The 21,162-nt window shown below is 71.7% G+C and carries 20 protein-coding genes and 2 tRNA genes; 18 read left to right on the top strand and 4 right to left on the bottom strand.

Going from position 1 to position 21,162, the window contains the following annotated elements; genetic code table 11:
• Window positions 1-340 precede the first annotated feature (340 nt).
• From BZY54_RS42810 to BZY54_RS42800, 3 genes are all read left to right on the top strand, one after another.
• Window positions 341-1,627 (top strand): glutamate-5-semialdehyde dehydrogenase, encoded by a 1,287-nt coding sequence (locus tag BZY54_RS42810; protein ID WP_086730770.1) that lies wholly within the window; start codon window positions 341-343, stop codon window positions 1,625-1,627.
• A 121-nt stretch (window positions 1,628-1,748) separates the two neighbouring features.
• On the top strand, window positions 1,749-2,324 hold the full coding sequence (locus BZY54_RS42805) for an SCO2584 family spore wall biosynthesis protein (RefSeq protein WP_483025159.1): 576 nt from the start codon (window positions 1,749-1,751) through the stop codon (window positions 2,322-2,324).
• Window positions 2,325-2,413: 89 nt separating this feature from the next.
• On the top strand, window positions 2,414-3,484 hold the full coding sequence (locus BZY54_RS42800) for an SCO2583 family membrane protein (protein ID WP_086730768.1): 1,071 nt from the start codon (window positions 2,414-2,416) through the stop codon (window positions 3,482-3,484).
• Between the two features lie 61 nt (window positions 3,485-3,545).
• Here BZY54_RS42800 and BZY54_RS42795 read toward each other — a convergent pair whose 3' ends face one another.
• Entirely contained in the window at window positions 3,546-4,715 is a 1,170-nt protein-coding gene (locus BZY54_RS42795; RefSeq protein ID WP_086730767.1) for a M48 family metallopeptidase, read from the bottom strand.
• Between the two features lie 100 nt (window positions 4,716-4,815).
• Between BZY54_RS42795 and BZY54_RS51920 the strand changes: the two genes are divergently transcribed.
• The 7 genes from BZY54_RS51920 to BZY54_RS42765 all read left to right on the top strand — a co-directional run bounded on the left by BZY54_RS51920 (window position 4,816) and on the right by BZY54_RS42765 (window position 9,392).
• Window positions 4,816-4,980 carry a hypothetical protein gene (locus tag BZY54_RS51920; protein ID WP_086730766.1) on the top strand — a complete coding sequence of 55 codons (165 nt, stop codon included), beginning with the start codon at window positions 4,816-4,818 and terminating at the stop codon, window positions 4,978-4,980.
• A gap of 177 nt (window positions 4,981-5,157) precedes the next feature.
• A complete protein-coding gene (locus tag BZY54_RS51915; protein WP_167414165.1) occupies window positions 5,158-5,313 on the top strand; it encodes a hypothetical protein in 156 nt (51 codons plus the stop codon).
• 111 nt (window positions 5,314-5,424) lie between these two features.
• Complete coding sequence (gene nadD / locus BZY54_RS42785) at window positions 5,425-6,099, top strand: nicotinate-nucleotide adenylyltransferase (protein ID WP_086730765.1); 675 nt, start codon at window positions 5,425-5,427, stop codon at window positions 6,097-6,099.
• Window positions 6,100-6,115: 16 nt separating this feature from the next.
• The gene (locus BZY54_RS42780; protein WP_086730764.1) at window positions 6,116-7,963 is read left to right on the top strand and encodes a LytR C-terminal domain-containing protein; all 1,848 of its coding nucleotides are present in this window, start codon (window positions 6,116-6,118) and stop codon (window positions 7,961-7,963) included.
• 77 nt (window positions 7,964-8,040) lie between these two features.
• A complete protein-coding gene (rsfS, locus tag BZY54_RS42775) occupies window positions 8,041-8,487 on the top strand; it encodes a ribosome silencing factor (RefSeq protein ID WP_086730763.1) in 447 nt (148 codons plus the stop codon).
• A complete protein-coding gene (locus tag BZY54_RS42770) occupies window positions 8,478-9,155 on the top strand; it encodes a histidine phosphatase family protein (RefSeq protein WP_086730762.1) in 678 nt (225 codons plus the stop codon). Before rsfS ends, BZY54_RS42770 begins: the two co-directional genes overlap by 10 nt.
• Window positions 9,156-9,319: 164 nt before the next feature.
• A tRNA-Ala gene (locus tag BZY54_RS42765) sits at window positions 9,320-9,392 on the top strand.
• A gap of 53 nt (window positions 9,393-9,445) precedes the next feature.
• On the opposite strand, the gene BZY54_RS42760 is transcribed toward BZY54_RS42765, so the two are convergent.
• Window positions 9,446-9,802, bottom strand: coding sequence for an MmyB family transcriptional regulator (locus BZY54_RS42760; RefSeq protein WP_483025158.1), 357 nt, complete (start codon window positions 9,800-9,802; stop codon window positions 9,446-9,448).
• A gap of 38 nt (window positions 9,803-9,840) precedes the next feature.
• Here BZY54_RS42760 and BZY54_RS42755 point away from each other — a divergent pair, with 38 nt between their 5' ends.
• From BZY54_RS42755 to BZY54_RS42745, 4 genes are all read left to right on the top strand, one after another.
• Window positions 9,841-11,199, top strand: a complete 1,359-nt coding sequence (locus tag BZY54_RS42755) for an MFS transporter (RefSeq protein ID WP_086730761.1) — start codon at window positions 9,841-9,843, stop codon at window positions 11,197-11,199.
• Window positions 11,200-11,267: 68 nt separating this feature from the next.
• A complete protein-coding gene (locus BZY54_RS49930) occupies window positions 11,268-11,441 on the top strand; it encodes a hypothetical protein (protein ID WP_107419968.1) in 174 nt (57 codons plus the stop codon).
• A 3-nt stretch (window positions 11,442-11,444) separates the two neighbouring features.
• A complete protein-coding gene (locus BZY54_RS42750; protein WP_006136074.1) occupies window positions 11,445-11,678 on the top strand; it encodes a hypothetical protein in 234 nt (77 codons plus the stop codon).
• A gap of 168 nt (window positions 11,679-11,846) precedes the next feature.
• Window positions 11,847-11,919, top strand: a tRNA-Ala gene (locus BZY54_RS42745).
• A 109-nt stretch (window positions 11,920-12,028) separates the two neighbouring features.
• On the opposite strand, the gene BZY54_RS42740 is transcribed toward BZY54_RS42745, so the two are convergent.
• Both BZY54_RS42740 and BZY54_RS42735 read right to left on the bottom strand, forming a co-directional pair.
• The gene (locus tag BZY54_RS42740) at window positions 12,029-13,639 is read right to left on the bottom strand and encodes an NADH-quinone oxidoreductase subunit NuoF family protein (RefSeq protein ID WP_086730760.1); all 1,611 of its coding nucleotides are present in this window, start codon (window positions 13,637-13,639) and stop codon (window positions 12,029-12,031) included.
• On the bottom strand, window positions 13,636-14,946 hold the full coding sequence (locus BZY54_RS42735; RefSeq protein ID WP_208640937.1) for a ferric reductase-like transmembrane domain-containing protein: 1,311 nt from the start codon (window positions 14,944-14,946) through the stop codon (window positions 13,636-13,638). Before BZY54_RS42735 ends, BZY54_RS42740 begins: the two co-directional genes overlap by 4 nt.
• Window positions 14,947-15,395: 449 nt before the next feature.
• Here BZY54_RS42735 and leuS point away from each other — a divergent pair, with 449 nt between their 5' ends.
• The 4 genes from leuS to BZY54_RS55720 form a co-directional block, all read left to right on the top strand.
• Complete coding sequence (leuS, locus tag BZY54_RS42730) at window positions 15,396-18,278, top strand: leucine--tRNA ligase (protein ID WP_086730758.1); 2,883 nt, start codon at window positions 15,396-15,398, stop codon at window positions 18,276-18,278.
• A 120-nt stretch (window positions 18,279-18,398) separates the two neighbouring features.
• Entirely contained in the window at window positions 18,399-19,127 is a 729-nt protein-coding gene (locus BZY54_RS42725) for a hypothetical protein (protein ID WP_086730757.1), read from the top strand.
• A gap of 81 nt (window positions 19,128-19,208) precedes the next feature.
• Window positions 19,209-20,054, top strand: a complete 846-nt coding sequence (locus BZY54_RS42720; RefSeq protein WP_086730756.1) for a DegV family protein — start codon at window positions 19,209-19,211, stop codon at window positions 20,052-20,054.
• A gap of 561 nt (window positions 20,055-20,615) precedes the next feature.
• Window positions 20,616-21,162: SLBB domain-containing protein (locus BZY54_RS55720; protein ID WP_425276375.1), on the top strand; the 547-nt coding region annotated here is incomplete at its 3' end.

Genomic DNA, 21,162 nt, shown 5'->3' with positions numbered 1-21,162 from the left:
CAGGGCGTGCCGGGCCGAGCCGGGGGCGTCGCCCGGGGTGGTGTGCCGGGCCTGCGCCGGGGTGTGCCAGGACGGCGTGCGAGCTCGCCGGGGCGGTGTCCGAGGCGTGCCGGTGTACCGGTCCGGCGGCCGAGTATCGAGACGGCGCCGGGATGTCGCCGGGGCGTGCGGGGCCGGCGCCGGGGCGGCCCGTCCCGCGACCGCTTCCGGCGACGCCCCCGGAGCCTGCGGGCCCCCTTGGGGGCCACGGCGGGCGCCCCTGCGGGGAGCCGCGGCGCGTCGTGTCTCGGGTGCCGGGACAATTGCCGCTTCCGTCCTCGGGCCGCACTACCCTGCCCTCATGACCACGCTCTCGCCGTACGACTCGATGTCCCCGGTCGCCCAGGCCGCCTACCGGGCCAAGGCCGCCGCCGCCGACCTCGCGCCGCTGCCGCGCGCCGAGAAGGACGACGCGCTGCTCGCCGTCGCGGACGCCCTGGAGGTCCGTACCAGCGAGATCGTCGAGGCCAACGCCAAGGACGTCGCCAAGGCCCGCGCGGCCGGCACCAGCGAGGCCATCGTCGACCGGCTCACCCTCACCCCGGAGCGGGTGCGTGCCATCGCCGCCGACGTGCGCGACGTGGTGGCGCTGCCCGACCCGGTCGGCGAGGTGGTCCGCGGCTCCACCCTCCCCAACGGCTTGGACCTGCGCCAGGTCCGCGTCCCGCTCGGCGTGGTCGGCATCATCTACGAGGCCCGGCCCAACGTCACCGTGGACGCCGCCGCGCTGTGCCTGAAGTCCGGCAACGCGGTCCTGCTGCGCGGCTCGGCCTCGGCCTACGAGTCGAACACCGCTCTGGTCCGGGTGATCCGGGACGCGGTCGGCGGGGCCGGGCTGCCCGCCGACGCCGTGCAGCTCGTGCCCGGCGAGAGCCGCGAGAGCGTGCGCGAGCTGATGCGCGCCCGCGGCCTGGTCGACGTGCTGATCCCGCGCGGTGGCGCCTCCCTGATCCGGACGGTCGTGAACGAGTCCACCGTCCCGGTGATCGAGACCGGCACCGGCAACTGCCACGTCTACGTCGACGCGCGCGCCGACCTCGGCATGGCCGTCGACATCCTCGTCAACTCCAAGGCGCAGCGGCCCAGCGTGTGCAACGCCGCCGAGACCCTCCTCGTCCACCAGGACATCGCCGCCGAGTTCCTGCCGCGCGCCCTGGACGCCCTCGCCGAGGCCGGGGTCACCGTGCACGCCGACGAGCGGGTGATGGCCTACGCCAAGGACTCCCGGGCCACGGTCGTCGAGGCCACCCCGGACGACTGGGACACCGAGTACCTGTCGTACGACATCGCCGCAGCCGTCGTCGACTCGCTGGACAAGGCCGTGGCGCACATCCGGCTGTGGTCCTCCGGCCACACCGAGGCCATCGTCACCACTTCGCAGCAGGCGGCCCGCCGGTTCACCCAACTGGTCGACTCCACCACCGTCGCCGTGAACGCCTCCACCCGCTTCACCGACGGCGGACAGTTCGGCTTCGGCGCGGAGATCGGCATCTCCACGCAGAAGCTGCACGCCCGCGGCCCGATGGGCCTCCCGGAGCTGACCAGCACGAAGTACATCGTCACGGGCGACGGGCACATCCGGCGCTGAGCGAAGCCGGGCGGCGGCCGAGCGGAGGCTGGGCCGGGGGCCCGTCGGAACGGCGTCTCAGCAGGCGGATGAATTCCCATACCGTCTGCCCAAATTGACCCCCCAGGTCTACTCTGGATCCGTGCCGGAGGACGTGGGGGGCACGCCGTTCCCTGACGGCTGGGAGCCCGACGACGACCACGACCGCGGGGTGTCGGACGAAGAGTTCGCCTCCGTGGTGTTCGACGAGGCCTTCGTACGGGCGGCCGTGATCCACGAGCCGACCGCCGTCGAACGCCTTCTGGCCGCGGCCCAGGCCAGAGCCGAGGCCTCCGAGGCCGAGGCCCGCCGCGCCCACGCGAGAGGCGAGCACTACGACGACGGCTACGGCCCCGACCGGCGCGGCTTCGCCCATGACGGCGACCTCGACGACGAGCTGGACGACTCAGACCTCCTCGACGGCCGCTACGGCTCACTCGGCACGTTCGGCAAGCAGGTGCGCTGGCACCGCCCCGTCGCCTGGGTGCTCGCCCTGGTGATGGGGATCGGCATGGTCGCGCTGGCCTTCGCGGCGGTCTACCGGGGCGGTTCCTCCGGCAGCCGCGACCAGGTGCCGCCACCGGCCTCCACGGGCCTGGAACAGGGCAGCCCCGGCGGCCCCTCCGCGTCCGTCGACTCCTCCCCGCCGCCCGTCTCGGCGGTTCCCCGCACACCCTGACAGCACGGCGCCGACCTTGGTGAGAACCTGTCAGAACTTGGCGGACAGCAGGGCGTTTACCGGCGCTCCGCGAGACCTACCCTGAATATATGGGAGGGCCTGGAGACCCGCCTGAAGGGACACCCGAGGGCGCCCCCGGAGGTGCGGAGGACGAATACCGATCCGTCGTCTTCGACGAGTCGTTCGTCCGTGCTGCCCGGCTGCAGGAGTACTCCGCGCGGGAGCGGATGACCGACCACACGCCCGCCGTGCGCCGCCGCCCGCAGCTGCACCGCGGACTGCCCCGGCAGGCGATGGCACTCGTCCTGCTGATAGCCCTCGCCTTCGGCACCGCCGTCTACATGAGCGTACGCAGCCCCACCCGACCCGCGCAGATCCAGCAGACCGCCGTACCTCTGCGGACGGCCGTCGTACCGCTGGCCCCCCAGGGCAAGGTGCCGGGGTCCACCGACCCCGAGTACCTGTACGCGCACAGCCCCGCCGCCCACTTCGCCGTCGGTGCCGAGGGCATCCCGCTGCCCGCCCACCGGCGCACCGCCCACTTCTCGGACGGCCAGGTCGCCTCCGCCCTGATCGCCGTCAGGGACTACATCGTCGCGTCCTCCCTCGACCCGGCGGTGCTCACCGGCGGTGAGATCAACACCGTCCGCGCCATGCTCGCCCCGAGCCAGCTCGACCAGTTCGACCAGAGCTTCGACCACCCCGCCGCCGACGGCCGGCACGCGTCGACCGGTTGGCTGGTCCGCTTCGACCCCGCCCGGGCCGAGCTGGCCGACTCCCAGATCCGCGTCCAGGGCAGCCTGCAGGCCGTCGAGGCCGACTCGGCCACGCTGGAGGTCACGGCGGACCCCACCCTCGTCTACGCGCTCAAGCCGGCCGGCTCCGCCACCCAGGCCCAGGCCTCGCTGTTCACCGTCCGGCGCGAGATGCAGTTCCGCTTCGACCGCGACGACCTGCGGCTGCGCCAGGTGCAGCTGGTCACCTCCTCCGTCCAGGCCGGCCCGCTGTCCTGCACCGTGGACTCCGCGGTCCGCTTCCACCCCTTGTTGGCCGGCCAGACCGTGAAGCCGGGGGCCCCGCCCGGCACGGACCCGTACGCACCGGGCGGCTCGATCGCCGTGTGCGGCACCCTCGCCTCCGCCGCTCAGCCGAAGGTATGACGAGCGGCTGAGGAACGGGCAGGTGCGGCCCGGGACAGTCCGGCCGCGGCCCGGGCCCAGGTCAGTCCTCGTCGCGGGGCGGGGTGTCCGTGGGAGGCTCGTCCTTGGGGCTGTCACTGTCCTTCGAGCCGCTGCCCTCCTTCGAGTCGCTGCTCGATCCACCCTTCGCCCCGTTCCTGGGCGAGCTCGAGCCCGTGAAGCCGCCGAAGCCGCGCCGGACCCGGTCGCCCAGGTCGCCGGCCCCGCCCGCGAGGTCGCTGACCAGCTTCATCAGCGGATCCTTGGAGTTCCTCACCTCGTTGGCGTAGTGCGTCGCCGACTCGCGGAAGGAGTCGCTGACCGAGGTGTCCCCGTCGTCGGTGCGCCGCGGGTAGTGACCGTCCATGATCCGCTGGTAGTCGCGGGACTCGGCCCACTTCTTCAGCTCGGCCGCCCGCACGGTGGCGAAGGGATGCGTACGCGGCAGCACGTTGAGGATCTTCAGCACCGAGTCGCGCAGGTCGCCCGACTCCTCGTACTCCTCGGCCTGCTTCAGGAACGCGTCCACGTTCATCTCGTGGAGGTGGTTGCCGCCCGCGATCTTCATCAGACCGCGCATGGACGCCCGCACGTCCTGCCCGACCAGCAGCCCCGCCCGGTCCGCCGACAGCTCCGACTTGCGGAACCACTCGCGCAGCGCCGTGACGATCGCCATGATCGCTATGCTGCCGAGCGGGATCCAGGCCACCCGCACGGCCAGGTTGGTCAGGAACAGCAGGATCGTGCGGTACACCGCGTGGCCGGACAGGGCGTGGCCCACCTCGTGGCCGACGACCGCCCGCATCTCCTCCTCGTCGAGCAGCTCGACCAGGCCCGTGGTCACCACGATGATCGGCTCGTCCAGGCCGATGCACATCGCGTTGGGCTGCGGGTCCTGGTTGACGTACATCGGCGGGACCTTCTCCAGGTCCAGGATGTAGCAGGCGTCCCGCAGCATGTCGTTGAGGTGCGCGAACTGCTGGTCCGAGACGCGCACCGAGTCGGACAGGAACAGCAGCCGCAGACTGCGCTCGGGCAGCAGGCCGCTGAGGGCCTTGAAAACCGTGTCGAAGCCGCTCAGCTTGCGCAGCGCGACCAGGGCGGAACGGTCGGCCGGGTGCTCGTACGCCCGCGTGGAGATCCCCGGGAAGCGTGTGCGGCGCCGGCTCGGCACACGCTCCTGCCGGTTGTGCTCGCGGCCTTCGTCGGACATGTGATCCCCCATGTGCGTCTTGTCGCCCAATGTGCCCCCGAAGCAGGAGCCAGCCTAGGCGGAGATACCTTGGACGGGCAGCACAGCGAAGGAGTCCGCCATGGAGCACCACCCCGCAGTCGCCCGGCTCGCCGAGGCCGCCGGGACCACCACCCAGCATCAGGGATCCGGTGACCTGCTCCGGGTCGTACTGATCGTGATGATCCTGGGCTGTGTCCTCACCGGCTGGTTCCTGCTGCGCGGCTACAAGCGGAACGACGACTGAGCGTCCCGGAAGGTTCCCCGTCCGTGCCCGCCGGGGCGGGCCCGGCCGCGGCGCGCGGGGCCCGGGCCCGGTCGGCCGCCGTCCGCAACGGTGGAGTCGGCGTGAGGGACGGTGAGGCGGGCGCTTACGATGGGCGGAAATCTTTATCCCGCCCACACCCGGATAGGTCTGCCGAAGATGAGCTATCACAACGCCGCTGCCCAGCTGGTCAACCTCGCCGAGGCCGAGGGCGGTCACCACGAGAGCCTCAACCCGGCGGTGACGGGCGGAGCCGCGCTCATCATCCTGCTGCTCCTGCTGTGGGTCACCACTCGGTTCAACCGCGACCGCTGAACCCCCCCCAGTCCCTGTCGGCCCGCCCCGGGGGCTTGCCGCCGGGGCGGGGAACCGCACCAGGTGATCTCCCGGCCGGTGCTCTCGGACCGGGCGGTAGGGTCTGCACGCATGGGAGAGCAGGACATGCCTACCGGTCCGGCGAGTGACACGGTGAAGCACCCCGAGAACGGGCCCGGCAACGGCCCCTCGTCGTCGGGCAAGCGCCGCCTGGGCGTCATGGGCGGAACGTTCGACCCGATCCACCACGGGCACCTCGTGGCGGCCAGCGAGGTCGCCGCGCAGTTCCACCTGGACGAGGTGGTCTTCGTCCCCACCGGTCAGCCCTGGCAGAAGAGCCACCGCCGTGTCTCCCCGGCCGAGGACCGCTACCTGATGACGGTCATCGCGACCGCCGAGAACCCGCAGTTCTCCGTCAGCCGCATCGACATCGACCGCGGCGGCCCCACCTACACCGTGGACACCCTGCGCGACCTGCGCGCCCTCAACCCCGACACCGATCTGTTCTTCATCACCGGCGCCGACGCGCTCGGCCAGATCCTCACCTGGCGGGATTCCGAGGAACTCTTCTCCCTCGCGCACTTCATCGGCGTCACCCGGCCCGGCCACCACCTGAGCGACCCCGGCCTCCCCGAAGGCGGTGTCTCACTCGTCGAGGTCCCCGCCCTCGCCATCTCCTCGACGGACTGCCGGGCGAGAGTCGCCACGGGCGACCCCATCTGGTACATGGTGCCGGACGGAGTCGTGCGCTACATCGCCAAACGCGAGCTGTACCGCGGCGAGTGAGCCGAGAGGGGCACCGGTGAACGACCGATACGACGCTGGGTACGGGGGCGACAGCTACGAACTCGTCGGCTACGACGAGTACGGCCGGCCTGTGTACCAGCAGGTCCCGGCCCAGCAGACCCCGCAGCAGTCCTACGACGCCTACGGCCGCCAGGACCACCAGGGCTACGGCTACGACCCGTACGCGACCGGAGGACAGCAGCAGCAGCCCGGCCCCTCCGCCTACGGCAGCGGCTACGACACCGGCCGGCAGGCCCCCGCTCCGTCCCCCTACGAGCAGTACGAGTCCTACGACCCCCACCGTCCCCACGGCTCCCAGGGTTCCGACGGCTCCCACGGCTCCCACGGCCGCCCCGCCACCTACGACCCCTACGGCTCCGGCGCGCCCGGCTCCGGCGCGACGGCCGCGAAGTACGACCCCTACGGCCGGACCGCGACCAGCGGCCAGCAGCCCCGGGTCGGCGAGCAGACCGCGTACATCCCGCAGCAGGCCGGCCCGCAGCAGGCCGGATCCGCGCAGACCACACCCACGGCGGCCGACCGGGCGGCGGACGCGCCGGATGAGGCGGACGGGGACGAACGGGAGTACCGCACCGAGCAGTTCGCCTTCGTCGAGGAGCCGAACGACAACTCCGAAGACGTCATCGACTGGCTGAAGTTCACCGAGAACCGCACCGAGCGCCGCGAGGAGGCCCGGCGCCGTGCCCGCAGCCGGGTCATCGCCCTGGCCGTGGTCCTGGCCCTGGTCGCGGTCGGCGGTGTCGGCTACCTCTGGTACGCAGGGAAACTGCCCGGCCTGTCCTCCTCCGACAAGAAGACCGGCACCGCGACCGCCGCGGGCGCGCAGAAGCGCGACGTGATCGTCGTCCACCTGCACAACACGGCCAAGGGCGGCACCTCCACGGCGCTGCTCGTCGACAACGCCACCACCAAGCAGGGCACCACCGTCCTGCTGCCGAACACCCTCGCCCTGACCTCGGACGACGGCACCACGACCACCCTCGCCAAGTCGGTCCAGGACGACGGCTCCTCCGGCACACGCGACCAGCTCGACACCGTTCTCGGCACCGACATCCAGGGCACCTGGCGCCTGGACACCCCCTACCTGCAGAACCTCGTCGACCTGGTCGGCAACATCGACGTCGACACCAACACCGACGTCCCCGACCCGGCCGGGAAGAAGAAGGGCACCGCGCCCCTGGTCCACCAGGGCAAGGACCAGACCCTCAGCGGAAAGATGGCCGTCGCCTACGCCACCTACCGCGCCTCCGGGGAGGCCCAGAACGCCCAGCTGGAGCGGTTCGGCCAGGTGATGCAGGGCGTGCTGCGCAAGCTGTCCTCCGACCCGCAGGGCGCGACCACGACCGTCCAGACGCTGGCGCAGATCCTCGACCCCTCGCTCACCGACAAGGACCTCGGCACCTTCCTGGCCAAGCTCGCCGACCTCGCCAAGGGCGGCGACTACCGGACGGCCCTGCTGCCCGTGGGCAGCGACGGCACGCTGAGCGCGAAGACCAGCGACAGCGTGGTCAAGGACATCCTGGGCGGCACCGCGAAGAGCCCCGACCAGGGGGCGTCCGTCCGGGTCTCGGTCCAGAACGCCTCCGGCACCAAGGGCAACACCGACAAGGCCCGCGTCGTCCTCCTCAACGGCGGCTTCACCTTCCTGGAGGCCGGCACGGCGCCCGCCGTCCGGTCGACCTCCAAGGTCGTCTACGCCGACGCCGGCGACAAGGACAACGCGACAGAGGTGGCCAAGACCCTGGGTCTGCCCGCCGGCTCCGTGACGAAGGGCACGGTCACCTCCGGCGCCGACGTCTCGGTGGTCCTCGGCCAGGACTACAAGCCCTCGTCAGCCCAGTGATCCCTTAATCACGTGGGGTGTCGTCGGCGGTCCGTGAGACCCTTGGTCTCAAGTGACCGCCGACGGAAAGCCCTGTAGTGACCGCAACCGACCGTTCCATCGAGCTCGTCAGCACCGCCGCCCAGGCGGCCGCGGACAAGCTCGCGCACGACATCATCGCCTACGACGTCAGCGACGTGCTGTCGATCACGGACGCCTTCGTCCTGGCGTCCGCACCCAGCGACCGCCAGGTCAAGTCGATCGTCGACGAGATCGAGGAGCGGCTCCTGAAGGAGCTCGGCGCCAAGCCGGTGCGCCGTGAGGGCGACCGCGAGGCCCGCTGGGTCCTGCTCGACTACGTCGACATCGTCGTCCACGTCCAGCACAGCGAGGAGCGGGTCTTCTACGCCCTGGAGCGGCTGTGGAAGGACTGCCCCGAGATCGAGCTGCCCGCCGACGCCCGGGCGACCCGCGGCAAGGCCGAGGAGCACGCCAGGCTGAAGGCCGCCGAGGAGTCGGCGGAGCCGGGCGGTGAGTGGCGGTGAGCGGCGCCGGTGACCCGGCCGGCGGGACACCGGGCCGCGGCCGCCGCATCATCCTGTGGCGGCACGGCCAGACGTCCTGGAACGTGGAGCGCCGCTTCCAGGGCTCCACGGACGTCGAGCTCACCGAGACCGGCATCGGGCAGGCGCGGCGCGCCGCCCGGCTGCTGGCCTCCCTGGGGCCCGACGCGATCATCTCCTCGGACCTGAAGCGGGCCGCCCGGACGGCCGACGAGCTCGCTGCCCTCACCGGCCTCGACGTCACCCGGGACGAGGCCCTGCGCGAGACCTACGCGGGCGTCTGGCAGGGGCTGACGCACGAGGAGATCATCGCCCGGTACGGCGAGGAGTACACCGCGTGGAAGCGCGGTGAGCCGGTGCGCCGCGGCGGCGGTGAGCTGGAGACCGAGGTCGCCGAACGTGCCGCCCCCGTGGTGCTGCGGCACGTCGAGAAGCTGCCCGAGGACGGCACGCTCGTGGTGGTCAGCCACGGCGGCACCATCCGGACCACCATCGGGCGCCTCATCGGCCTGGAGGCCCACCACTGGGAGAGCCTGGCCGGGCTCGCCAACTGCTGCTGGTCCGTCCTCAGCGAGGGCGTCCGCGGCTGGCGACTGCTGGAGCACAACGCCGGCACCCTGCCCGAGCCCGTCCTCGGCGACGACGACTGAGGCCCCACCGGAGAACGGGGCCCACCGGACGGAGGCCCGTCGGGGGCGCCCCGGCGGGCCCGCGGACCCCGGATTTCACTTTCCGGCAGGTCACAGGCTAAAGTTCTTCTTGTTCGCCCCGCCGAGCGGGGCGAGACACCAGGCGGCTGAGCCGCGTGGCACAAGGGGCTATAGCTCAGTTGGTAGAGCGCCTGCATGGCATGCAGGAGGTCAGGAGTTCAATTCTCCTTAGCTCCACGGATCGGCAATCTGTCGAGTTGTCAAAGATCGGTGATGAGAATCCCGTCCCGTCAGGGGGCGGGATTCTTGCTTTCCGGCGTGTACGTCACGATCCGGCACTCCGGCATGCCGTCGATCGACAGCGACACCACCGTGGTCCGCAGCTCCTCTCCCGATGTGCGGCGCAACATCTTCACGCGCGGTCCCGGGGGTGTCACCTCGCCGCTCGCCCAGAGACCGGCGAAGTACGGGCTGGCGGCCGACAGAGCGCGTATGAAGTCCTCCCAGACGGGCTCGCCGACATGTCTGCCGTAATTGGACCGCAGCGTGGCCACCATCACAGGCAGCTCACGCTCCCGGTGGACCACGGGACAGGCGTCCGCGGAGAGCGTGAACATCGTCCACAGCACATTCGGCACGGCACTCACGGGCATCAGCGGCACGAGGAACAGGTCGCGTCCTCGACGTGTTCATCGTCAACGTCGCCGCCCCCGCCATCGGCTCCGACCTGCACGCCTCCGGCTCCGACCTCCAGCTGGTCATCGCGGGCTACGCCATCACCTACTCGGTCCTGCTGATCACGGGAGCACGGCTGGGAGACCGGCTCGGGCACGGCCGGACGCACCTCGCCGGACTGGCCCTGTTCACAGCCGCCTCGCTCGCCTGCGGCCTGGCCGGGGGAGCGGGCGCGCTGATCGTCTTCCGGCTGAGCCAGGGCGCCGGCTCGGCGCTGATGATCCCGCAGGTGCTCAGCCTCATCCAGCGCACCTTCACCGGCGAGGCCCGGGTACGGGCGCTCGGCGCGTACTCGGCGGTGATCGCCGTCGGCGCGGCGGCCGGGCAGATCGTCGGCGGCGTCCTGGTCGGCGCGGACCTGTTCGGCACCGGCTGGCATCCGGTGTTCCTCGTCAACGTCCCCGTGGGCGCCGTCCTCCTGGTCGTCGGGCGGCGGGTGCTGCCACGGCAGGGCGGGACGGAGCGGCCGCAGGCGTCCGCCACCGACGCGCATGCCCGACCACGGAGCCTGGACCTGCCCGGCCCGGTGCTGCTGGGCGCGGCGGTCTCGTCGCTGACGGTGCCGCTGGTGCTCGGGCAGGAGGAGGGCTGGCCGCTGTGGTCCCGGCTGTCCCTGGCCGCGGCGGCGGTGCTGTTCGGACTGTTCTGCGGGTACGAGTCCCGGCTCGCCGGGCGCGGCGGAGCCCCGCTGATCACACCCCGGGTGCTGCGCCACCCCGGCATGGGCCTCGCCGTCTTCCGGGTCCTCGCCGTCATGGCCGTCAACGGCGGCTTCCTCTTCGCGCTCACTCTGCACGTCCAGGGCGGCCTCGGTTACACCCCGCTGCGGGCGGGTCTGACCTTCGCGCCGACCGCGGTGGTCTTCGGCCTGGTCGGGCTGACCTGGCGCAGGTGGCCGGCGTCCTGGCAGCGGTGGCTGACCGCGTCCGGGTTCGTGCTCACGGCGCTGTCCGTGTCCTGTGTCGCACTGGCGTTCAGGGGCGGCGGCAGCGGCGGGGCCCTTCTCCTCGTCGCGTACGCCGGCGTGGGCGCGGGGCTCGCGCTCGGCTTCAGCCCGACGCTCACCGGCGCGCTGGCCGCCGTACGGCCCGAGGACGCGGCGGACGCCAGCGGGCTGCTCGCCACCGTCGCGCAGCTCGGTCAGCTGATCGGCGTCGCGGCCTTCGGCACACTCTTCCTGAACCGGCTTGAGTCACTCGGGGCCTCCGGGGCGTATACCTCTGCGGAGGCGCTCTCGGCATGCATGTACGCGCTGGCCGGGGCGGCCGCGGCGGGCGCCGTGGCCGGACTGGTACCGAGGCGTCGCTGACCGTATTGGCCCGGCCGTGGCAGAATCAAACGGCCGAAGGGGGCGCGGCCTGACGGGAGGGAGTAGCGATGCCTGCGAGCATCCTCGAGGAGGTCGGTCACCTCCTCGATGCGGCGTTGATACAGGACACGGCCACCCGCCTCGTCTGCCCCTCCTGCGGCTCCCTCCACGTGGCGCAAGTCCTCGGCGACAACGGCGGGATCTCGTACGTGTGCACGGCCTGCGGCCACAGCTGGAGCTGATCGATGGGTGCACACAGGCGAAAGTGCGACTGGTGTGGCAGCGGTACGCCGATCGTCCGTGACATGGAACCGATCAACCCCGACTACCAGTACTGGTGCGAGGAGTGCGCTCGGGCGCTGATCATAAAGGGCGACCCCATCGAGACGTACCGCGAACTGGAGGGCGAGCCGATCTACGGGCGGCTCCTGGAGGAGCACTGCACTCTCAAGCGGTTCTACTCCTTCGTCACCGCATGACCGCCAGGGCCTGCCGCCCAGGCGCGACCCGGCCGGGGCCCGCGCGGGACCCCGGCCGAGTCGTGAACACCGGTCATATCGGGCGGAGCGGAAACCGATTTGGTGAAGCACCCCCTGGACCGTGTAATGTTGGCGTCGCCGCCGGGGAAACCGGGCGGAACAGGGCAAGGGGCTATAGCTCAGTTGGTAGAGCGCCTGCATGGCATGCAGGAGGTCAGGAGTTCAATTCTCCTTAGCTCCACAGAAGTCGAGGGCGGGTCATCCGAATGGGTGGCCCGCCCTCGGCGTTCAGGGTGCACCCGGCGAAACGGCGGGCCACCTCCTGAGAGTGTGACCCGCCGGCGGTGTGCTCAGCGGCCCAGGGCGCGGCGGCCGCGGCCCTGCGAGAGGACCGGGAGGTTGCGCGGCGGGGCCTGCGAGCGCGTGTCCTCCTCGATGCGCAGGGCCAGCGCCGGACAGCGGCGCACCGCGCGCAGCGCCTTGGCCTCCGCATAGCGCGGCACCGCCGCCTGGGCGACGGTCGGGAACCCGTCGGCACCCAGTTCGAACACCTCCGGGAGGATGTCCGCGCACAGGCCGTGGCCCCGGCACAGGGTCCAGTCGACGTGGATCTTCTGGCGGCTGGGGCCGGTCTCCTCGGCCGCGCCGCCCCCGGGGACGCCCGTCGGGGCCCTGCCGCCCTCGAAGAGCGGCAGCACGCCCTCCACCGGCCGTCCGCAGCCGTTACCGAGGACATGGGCGGCCAGGTCGTCCGTGAACGCCTTGACGGTGGACTCCAGGAACATCGCCGAGCCGTCCGGGTGCGAGCACGCGCCGCGCCGCTTGACGTTCTTGGCGACCTGCTTGAGCGCCTCCAGGGCCGCCGGTCCGCCGCCGTTCAGGATGTCCTCCATGCCGCGCGCGGCGGCCGGCAGCCCGAGGTAGCACGGGCCGCACTGGCCCGCGCTCTCCTCGGCCAGCCACTTCGCCACCTGGAGCGACTCGCCCAGTGGGCAGGTGTTCTGACTGATCGGCAGGATCGCCCCGGCGCCGAGCGAGCCGCCGACCGCGTCCAGGGAGTTGCGCGAGACGATCGCCTCGTCGACGGTCGCCGCGTCGATCCACTTGCCGTGGTAGCCGCCGGTCAGCACACCCTGCGGCACCGGCGGGGCGCCGGCCAGCTGCAGGATGTAGCGCAACGGCACGCCCGTGGGGACCTCGATCACCATGGGGCGGGCCACGGCGCCGGAGACCGTCAGCATGACGGTGCCCGGCTCGTCGTACAGGCCGGTGTTGCCGTAGCGCTCGGGTCCGATGCGGGCGGCGATCGCCAGCTGCGCGAACGTCTCCGCGTTGGACAGCAGCGTGGGTGCGCCGCCCACGCCGCTCTGCGAGGCACTGATCTTGCGGCCGGGCGGGATCGCCGGACCGCCGTCGATGGAGCGGATGAGCGACGCCGCCGCACCCGTGACCATGCGCACCGGATTGCGCTGCACGCGCGCGCGTAGTGCCGACCTGCGGCCGTTGCTCAGTCCCCGTTCGGCCAGGGCGGCCTCCATGGAGCGCTGGGTGGACTCCCGGGTGACACCCACCACGAGCGTGCGGGCACCGAGGGCCTCCGCGCACAGCAGGGCACCGTCCAGGATGAGGTGCGGGGCACGGTTGATGAGCACCGTGTCCTTGCGGCAGGCCGGCTCGTCCTCGCTGCCGTTGACGACGACGACCGGCCGTACGCCGCGGCGGATCGCCGACTCGGCGACCGACCGCAGCTTCTTGTGGAAGGGGAAGCCCGCGCCGCCGCGGCCCCTGAGGTTGATCGCCTCGGCGAGCTGCGCCAGCTGCTCGCCGCCCAGCGGTTCGAGCGGCCCGTGCACCTTCAGGTGCATGGGCAGATCGAGTCGTTCGACAAGGTCGAAGCCCGACGTGAGCTGGGGAAGTCCGACCACGCGGACTTCCGGGACGTCGGGCAGGGCCTCGTTCACCTATGGCCTCCGAAAGGCGTGTTCCAGGATTCCCCCGAACCCGGCGCGTCGAAGGGAGCGCCGGGGCGTGTTTCAGTGGCGGGACCGCTCATGTACGTGTCGTTCGAGTTGTACGTGCCGTAGAGGGTGTTCGTCTCACCGGTGTCGTACACATCACGTCCGCCGTACCCGTTCGTGCCCGGATCGCTGTAGGTCGGGATGGTGTGTCCCGTGTCGTTCAGCGGGTCGTAGGCCGACGGGGGCGCCTCGCCGACGGGCGGCGGCGAGGGGATCGGCCAGCTGCCCGGGGCGCCCCCGGCGGCCTCCACGCGCGGCATCGCCTCGGTGGCCTGCGGGTCGAAGGACAGATCCCGGTACGCGGCTCCGTCGGCCGCGAAGGGCTGCTGCGCCCGCGGTCTCGAGACGGCCCGGTAGGCGGCCGCGAAGCCCGCGGCGCCCTCGTGGGCGGCCCCGGCCGCGGGGGCCTCGTGCAGCGGCGCGGAGGAGGCCGGGACGCGCGGCAGGGACCCGGTCGTGCCGGAGCGCGAGGGCCACTCGGCCCGCGCGTTCTCGTAGCCCGGCAGCGTGGCCTCCGCCGCCCTGGCCCGGCTCGTGTCCAGGTCGGCCGGCTCCGGCCGCTCCCCACCGCCCAGCATCGTCACCAGCCGGTCGGCGACTTTGCGCTTGAACGGGCGCGGCGCCGAGCGCAGCGCCAGGGCCCCCATGACGCCGAGCAGGGACAGGCTGTAGAGGATCACGAAGACCGGCTTGGCCTGGCGGCCGGCGTACAGGCCGTGGACCAGCGCGGCGCACCAGGCCGGGTAGGCCAGCATGTGCATGGCCCGCCAGCGCGCCGCGACCGGGGCGGGCGTGGCGAAGTTGCTGCGCAGCGCGCCGGTGACGCCCACGAAGATCATCAACAGGCCGGCCACGGAGCCCAGACCGATCAGGCCGGCGCTCCCGGTGACGCCGAGCGAGAACGGAACGACCGCGGCGATCAGCTGTGTGTGGTCGAGGGCGATCTTGGTGGTGATGTGCAGCAGGAGGAACGCGATCGAGGCGACCGCAGTGGTCCGGTGCACCGCCTGGCCCACGATCCGCTGGCGCGTGTTGAGGAAGATCCGGTCCTGGGCGACCAGGCCCCAGATCACCGAGCAGCTGAGGGAGACCAGGGAGAGGACGCCCGCGCCGAAGTTCAGGAACTCGCGGAACTGGCTGCCTCCCACCAGCACGACCACGGGTATCAGGACCAGGACGGCGGCGGACGCCACCCCGTAGGCCGACCGGCCCGGTTTGGGGAGCGAGCTGTTACTGCGACGAGGGTTCATGGGGGCGACTCCGAGCGGTTCGGGTGAGCGGTCCCGAGCACGAACTCTAAGTGGCTCCAAACCGGGCAGTACGCCGTTTGAGTTATTGCGTTGTTATCAACGGAACACTTGGGGCTCCTGTTGCCCCGATAGCGTCCGTTACGCCGGGTAATATTTGAACTTTGGTCAACTTCCCGGGATGTTCGCAACCGGATCGATGCCTTCCTGTCGGGTTCGGCAGGTGTCGGCGGCGGGCTCGGTGGAAGCTCGTCGCGGCGCACTCGACGGCTGCGGTACCCTGACGCCATGCGTGCCGTACGCCTTCTGCTTAGCGAGCCGCGCTGATCAGTCCCGACCGCCGACGAATCGGGTGGTCGGAATCGGCGCGGCGTCCCCTCCTGTGCGAGGGGATTTTTCGTTTCTGAAAGTCGCAGCCGTTGGCAGAGACGATCGATGGAGCTTTGAGGATCATGAGCGAGACGAACTCCGCTGCCACCGCCGCCGCGTCGGCGGAGGTGGCGCAGCACCGCTACACGGCCGCCCTGGCGGCCGAGATCGAGGCACGCTGGCAGGACTTCTGGGACGCCGAGGGCACCTACGCGGCCGCGAACCCCAAGGGTGACCTGGCCGGCGACCCAGAGCTGGCCGCCCGGCCCAAGAAGTTCATCATGGACATGTTCCCGTACCCGTCCGGTGCGGGCCTGCACGTCGGCCACCCCCTGGGCTACATCGCCACCGACGTATACGCCCGGTTCCAGCGGATGACCGGCCACAACGTCCTGCACACTCTGGGCTTCGACGCCTTCGGGCTGCCCGCCGAGCAGTACGCCGTGCAGACGGGTACGCACCCGCGCGTGTCCACCGAGGCCAACATCGAGAACATGAAGGTCCAGCTGCGCCGGCTGGGCCTGGGCCACGACAAGCGCCGGTCGTTCGCCACGATCGACCCGGACTACTACAAGTGGACCCAGTGGATCTTCCTGCAGATCTTCAACTCCTGGTACGACGGCGAGGCCGGGAGGGCCCGCCCGATCTCGGAGCTGATCGCCCGGTTCGAGTCCGGTGAGCGTGCCGTACCGGGACACACGCGCGGATGGCACGAGCTGAACCACGCCGAGCGCGCCGACGTCCTGGGCGAGTTCCGCCTGGCCTACGCCTCCGACGCGCCGGTCAACTGGTGCCCCGGCCTGGGTACGGTGCTGGCCAACGAGGAGGTCACCGCCGAGGGCCGCTCCGAGCGCGGCAACTTCCCGGTCTTCAAGGCCAAGCTGCGCCAGTGGAACATGCGCATCACCGCCTACGCCGACCGGCTGCTGGAGGACCTGGAGGAGCTGGACTGGCCCGAGGCCATCAAGCTGCAGCAGCGCAACTGGATCGGCCGCAGCGAGGGCGCCCGCGTCGACTTCCCGATCGACGGCGAGCACATCACCGTCTTCACCACGCGTCCGGACACCCTGTTCGGCGCCACCTACATGGTGCTGGCCCCCGAGCACCCGCTGGTGGAGAAGTTCACCCCGGGCGCCTGGCCGGAGGGCACCCACGAGGTGTGGACCGGCGGCCACGCCACGCCCGCCGAGGCCGTCGCCGCCTACCGCGCGCAGGCCGCCTCCAAGTCCGACGTCGAGCGCCAGGCCGAGGCCAAGGACAAGACCGGTGTCTTCACCGGCGCCTTCGCGACCAACCCGGTCAACGGCGAGAAGATCCCCGTCTTCATCGCCGACTACGTCCTGATGGGCTACGGCACCGGCGCCATCATGGCCGTTCCGGCGCACGACAGCCGCGACTTCGCCTTCGCGCGCGCCTTCGAACTGCCGATGCGCTGCGTCGTCGAGCCGAGCGACGGCCGCGGCACCGACCCGTCGGCCTGGGACGACGCCTTCGCGTCCTACGACGCGAAGATCGTCAACTCCTCCGGTGCGGACGTGACGCTGGACGGACTGGGCGTCGTCGAGGCCAAGACGCGCATCACCGAGTGGCTGGAGCGCGAGGGCACCGGCGAGGGCACCGTCAACTTCCGGCTGCGCGACTGGCTGTTCAGCCGCCAGCGCTACTGGGGCGAGCCCTTCCCGATCGTCTACGACGAGGACGGCGTCGCCCATGCGCTGCCCGAGTCGATGCTGCCGCTGGAGCTGCCCGAGGTCGAGGACTACTCGCCGCGCACCTTCGACCCGGACGACGCCGACACCCAGCCCGAGACGCCGCTGTCGCGCAACGAGGACTGGGTCAACGTCACCCTGGACCTGGGCGACGGCCCCAAGAAGTACCGCCGTGAGACCAACACCATGCCCAACTGGGCCGGTTCCTGCTGGTACGAGCTGCGCTACCTGGACCCGCACAACAGCGAGCAGCTGGTCGACCCGGAGATCGAGCGCTACTGGATGGGCCCGCGCGAGGGCCTGCCGCACGGCGGCGTCGACCTGTACGTCGGCGGCGCCGAGCACGCCGTGCTGCACCTGCTGTACGCGCGCTTCTGGTCCAAGGTCCTGTACGACCTGGGCCACGTCTCCTCCGCGGAGCCGTTCCACAAGCTGTTCAACCAGGGCATGATCCAGGCCTACGTCTACCGCGACAGCCGTGGCATCGCGGTGCCGGCCGCCGAGGTGGAGGAGCGCGACGGCGCCTACTACTACCAGGGCGAGAAGGTCACCCGCCTGCTGGGCAAGATGGGCAAGTCGCTGAAGAACGCCGTCACTCCGGACGAGATCTGCGCCGAGTACGGCGCCGACACGCTGCGTCTGTACGAGATGGCGATGGGCCCGCTGGACGTCTCCCGTCCGTGGGACACGCGCGCGGTGGTGGGCCAGTTCCGGCTGCTGCAGCGGCTGTGGCGCAACATCGTCGACGAGGCCACCGGTGAGGTCACCGTCTCGGAAGCCGAGCCGGACGAGGAGACGCTGCGCGCCCTGCACAAGGCGATCGACGGCGTGCGCCAGGACCTGGAGGGCCTGCGCTTCAACACCGCCATCGCCAAGGTCACCGAGCTGAACAACCACCTGACCAAGGCCGGTGGGGCGGTGCCGCGGCCGGTCGCCGAGCCGCTGGTGCTGATGGTCGCGCCGCTGGCCCCGCACATCGCCGAGGAGCTGTGGCACAAGCTGGGCCACACCGACTCGGTCGTCCACCAGGACTTCCCGGTCGCCGACCCGGCGTACGTCGTGGACGAATCCGTGACCTGCGTCGTCCAGGTCAAGGGCAAGGTCAAGGCGCGCCTGGAGGTCCCGCCGACGATCTCCGAGGAGGAGCTGGAGAAGGTCGCGCTGGCCGACGAGAAGGTCGTCGCCGCGCTGGGCGGCGCGGGCATCCGCAAGGTGATCGTGCGGGCGCCGAAGCTGGTGAACATCGTCCCGGCCTGAGCGCCTCCGGGTAGTCCCCTACGGGCAGGTTCGGGGTTTTTCTGGAACCCCGGGCCTGCCCGTTGCGTTTACCGTTGAAGAGCGGCGCGGCCTGTGCCGCCCCAGCCGAGGAGGAGCGCCGTGGAAGCAGTCGTAGCAGTCCTCGCCGTGCTCTTCGTGCTCTGCCTGGTGCTCGGCGCCTACGCCACGGTCAAGGCCGTCGGCGCCGCCAAGCGCGGCGTGGACCGCACGATCAGCCAGGCCCGCCGCGCGGTGGAGGACCAGACCCTGCGAGCCAAGTCCTTCGCCCAGCCCGGCCCGGCCGGCGAGCTCGCCGAGCTCCGGCTCACTCTGCGCACCTCGATGCGCGCCACACAGGACGCCCTGTACGCGGGCGCGACAGAGGACGAGTCCCTGAAGGAGTCCGTCGCGCTGTTCGAGCGTCTCAGCACGTACGGACACCAACTGGACGCCGAACTCAAGCGCCTGGAGGGCGAGCCGAACCGGGCGACGCTCACCGAGCGGCTTCCGGGCCTGCGCGAGCGGACCCGGCGCATCACACAGTCGGCCGACTCCCTGCGCTGGGCCGCCCACGACCGTGCCCGCCGCTTCGCCGAGGACGACCTGGACATGCTGAGCGCCCAGATCGACGTGGAGGCCGACGCCCTGCGCCACTGGACCAGGCCGCAGACCACGGCCGCACCCCCGCCGTGGCCCGAAACCCCGGCCGCCGACGAGGACCGGCCGACCGCGCCGAAGACCCGACGGCCGGGCGCCGCAGCGGAGCCGGGCCGGCCCGCCATCACTCCGCCGGGCCGTCGCACCGCCTACTCGTGGCAGAAGAAGCCCCGCCCCGAGAGCACCACTTGATGCGGTGGATCCGGCCACAGGCACACCCGGTCAGCGGGGCTGGGCTGCGGCCCGGGCGCTACGGCAGGTAACCTCCAGCTCATGTCCCGCCATGTCGCGATCGTCACCGATTCAACGGCCTACCTGCCGCCGCGGACGATGGAGCGCCACGGCATCACCGCGGTCCCGCTGACCGTGGTCCTCGGCGACCGGGCGCTCGAAGAGGGCACCGAGATCTCCACCCGCTCCCTGGCCCAGGCACTGCAGAAGCGCCGGCCCGTCACCACCTCACGCCCCAGTCCCCAACTCTTCGCCCAGACCTACCGCAGAGTGGCCGAATCCGGCGCGTCCGGCATCGTCTCCCTGCATCTGTCCGCGGAACTGTCGGGTACGTACGACGCCGCCATGCTCGCGGCGCGCGAGGCACCGGTACCGGTCCGGGTGGTGGACACCGGAATGGTCGCGATGGCACTCGGCTTCTGCGCCCTGGCCGCCGCGGAGACGGCCGAGTCAGGCGGCACCGTGGACGACGCGGTCACCGCCGCGGAGAAGCGAGCCGGTGGAACCTCCGCCTACTTCTACGTCGACACGCTCGACTATCTGCGCCGCGGCGGCCGCATCGGCGCCGCGCAGGCCCTGCTCGGTTCCGCGCTCGCCGTGAAGCCGCTGCTCCAGTTGGACGGGGGCCGCATCGAGCTCCTGGAGAAGGTACGGACGGCCTCCAGGGCCATCGCCCGCCTGGAGGAGATCGCGGCCGAGCGCGCGAGCGGCGCCGGCACCGACATCGCCGTCCACCATCTCGCCGCCCCGGAGCGGGCGTCGGCCCTCGCGGACCGGCTGCGGGCGCGTGTGCCCGGGCTGGCCGACCTGCATGTGAGCGAGGTCGGGGCAGTGATCGGGGCGCACACCGGACCGGGGCTGCTGGGGGTTGTGGTCTCCCCTCGGTAAGTCCGGTCCTGCGTCGGTGAGTGAGTCCGGTATCCCTCCCGATCACCCGTGTGGGTGGCGGAGTTGTCCACAACCAGGCAGTAGTCCCCGGAGATCCAGCAAGATCATCGCGAATCCGCCGAGCTGTCCGATGCTCCTCGCATGGCACTTCGAGCACACTCACGCACAGCTACGGCCACGAGCGGTCCGGGCCGTGGCCCCGACTCGGACGGCCGCACCCGCCACCGCCGCCCGGCGAGCCGGCGCGGCCCCCGCCACCGCGAAGCGCCGGCCGAGGATCTGCGCCGACGCGCTCAGTCACTGTTCGGCGAACACACCCCGCGACTGGGGGAGTCGGACCACACCGGGCGGTTCGAGGAGCAGAACTCCGTTCTGCGCGATGCGAGCCCGACCGGCGCTCTCGATGCGAACCCGACCATCCCGCGCACTGCGACCCCGACCATCCCGCGCACTGCGAGTCCGACCGCCGTTCGCCATGCGGCGGCGACTGCCCTGCCCGATCCGAAGGGCGCGACTTCCCTGACCGACGAGGCACCGGCTGCCGTGAGCGAGGCGGGGGCAGTGGCTGGAGCCGAGCGTGACGCCGGTGGGACCGTCGCGGGGGTGGGGCAGGACTGGCGGGACAGGGCTCGGCTCGCGCTGCGTGAACGGATGCCGATGTGGGTGCAGACGCGGTGCGGCCTCGAACGCAGAAGTGTGATCGCCCTCACGGTCGTGTTCGCCGTCGCCGCGGTCTTCGCCCTTCAGCACTTCTGGACCGGCCGCACGGAGGAGGTTCGGGCGCCCGCGGTGGTGCGGGCCGTGGCGCCCGCCCAGAGCGGGGGAGAGAACAAGGACACCGCGTTCGGCACACCGGCACCTTCACCGGGTGCCGTCGCCACCGCCTCGGCCGCCCCGGAGATCGTCGTGGACGTCAGCGGCAAGGTCCGTCACCCCGGGATCCACCGTCTCCCGGCGGGTTCACGGGTCGCCGACGCGCTACGGGCGGCGGGCGGAGTGCGCCCCGGCACCGACCTCGGCGGTCTCAACCGGGCCAGGTTCCTCGTGGACGGCGAACAGGTGGTCGTCGGCGGACCCGCCCCGGCGGCCGGGGGCGCGGGCGGAGCGG

Source organism: Streptomyces carpinensis (assembly GCF_002154505.1).
Taxonomy (GTDB): Bacteria; Actinomycetota; Actinomycetes; order Streptomycetales; family Streptomycetaceae; genus Streptomyces; species Streptomyces carpinensis.
This window is presented reverse-complemented; position numbering and strand designations above follow the sequence as displayed.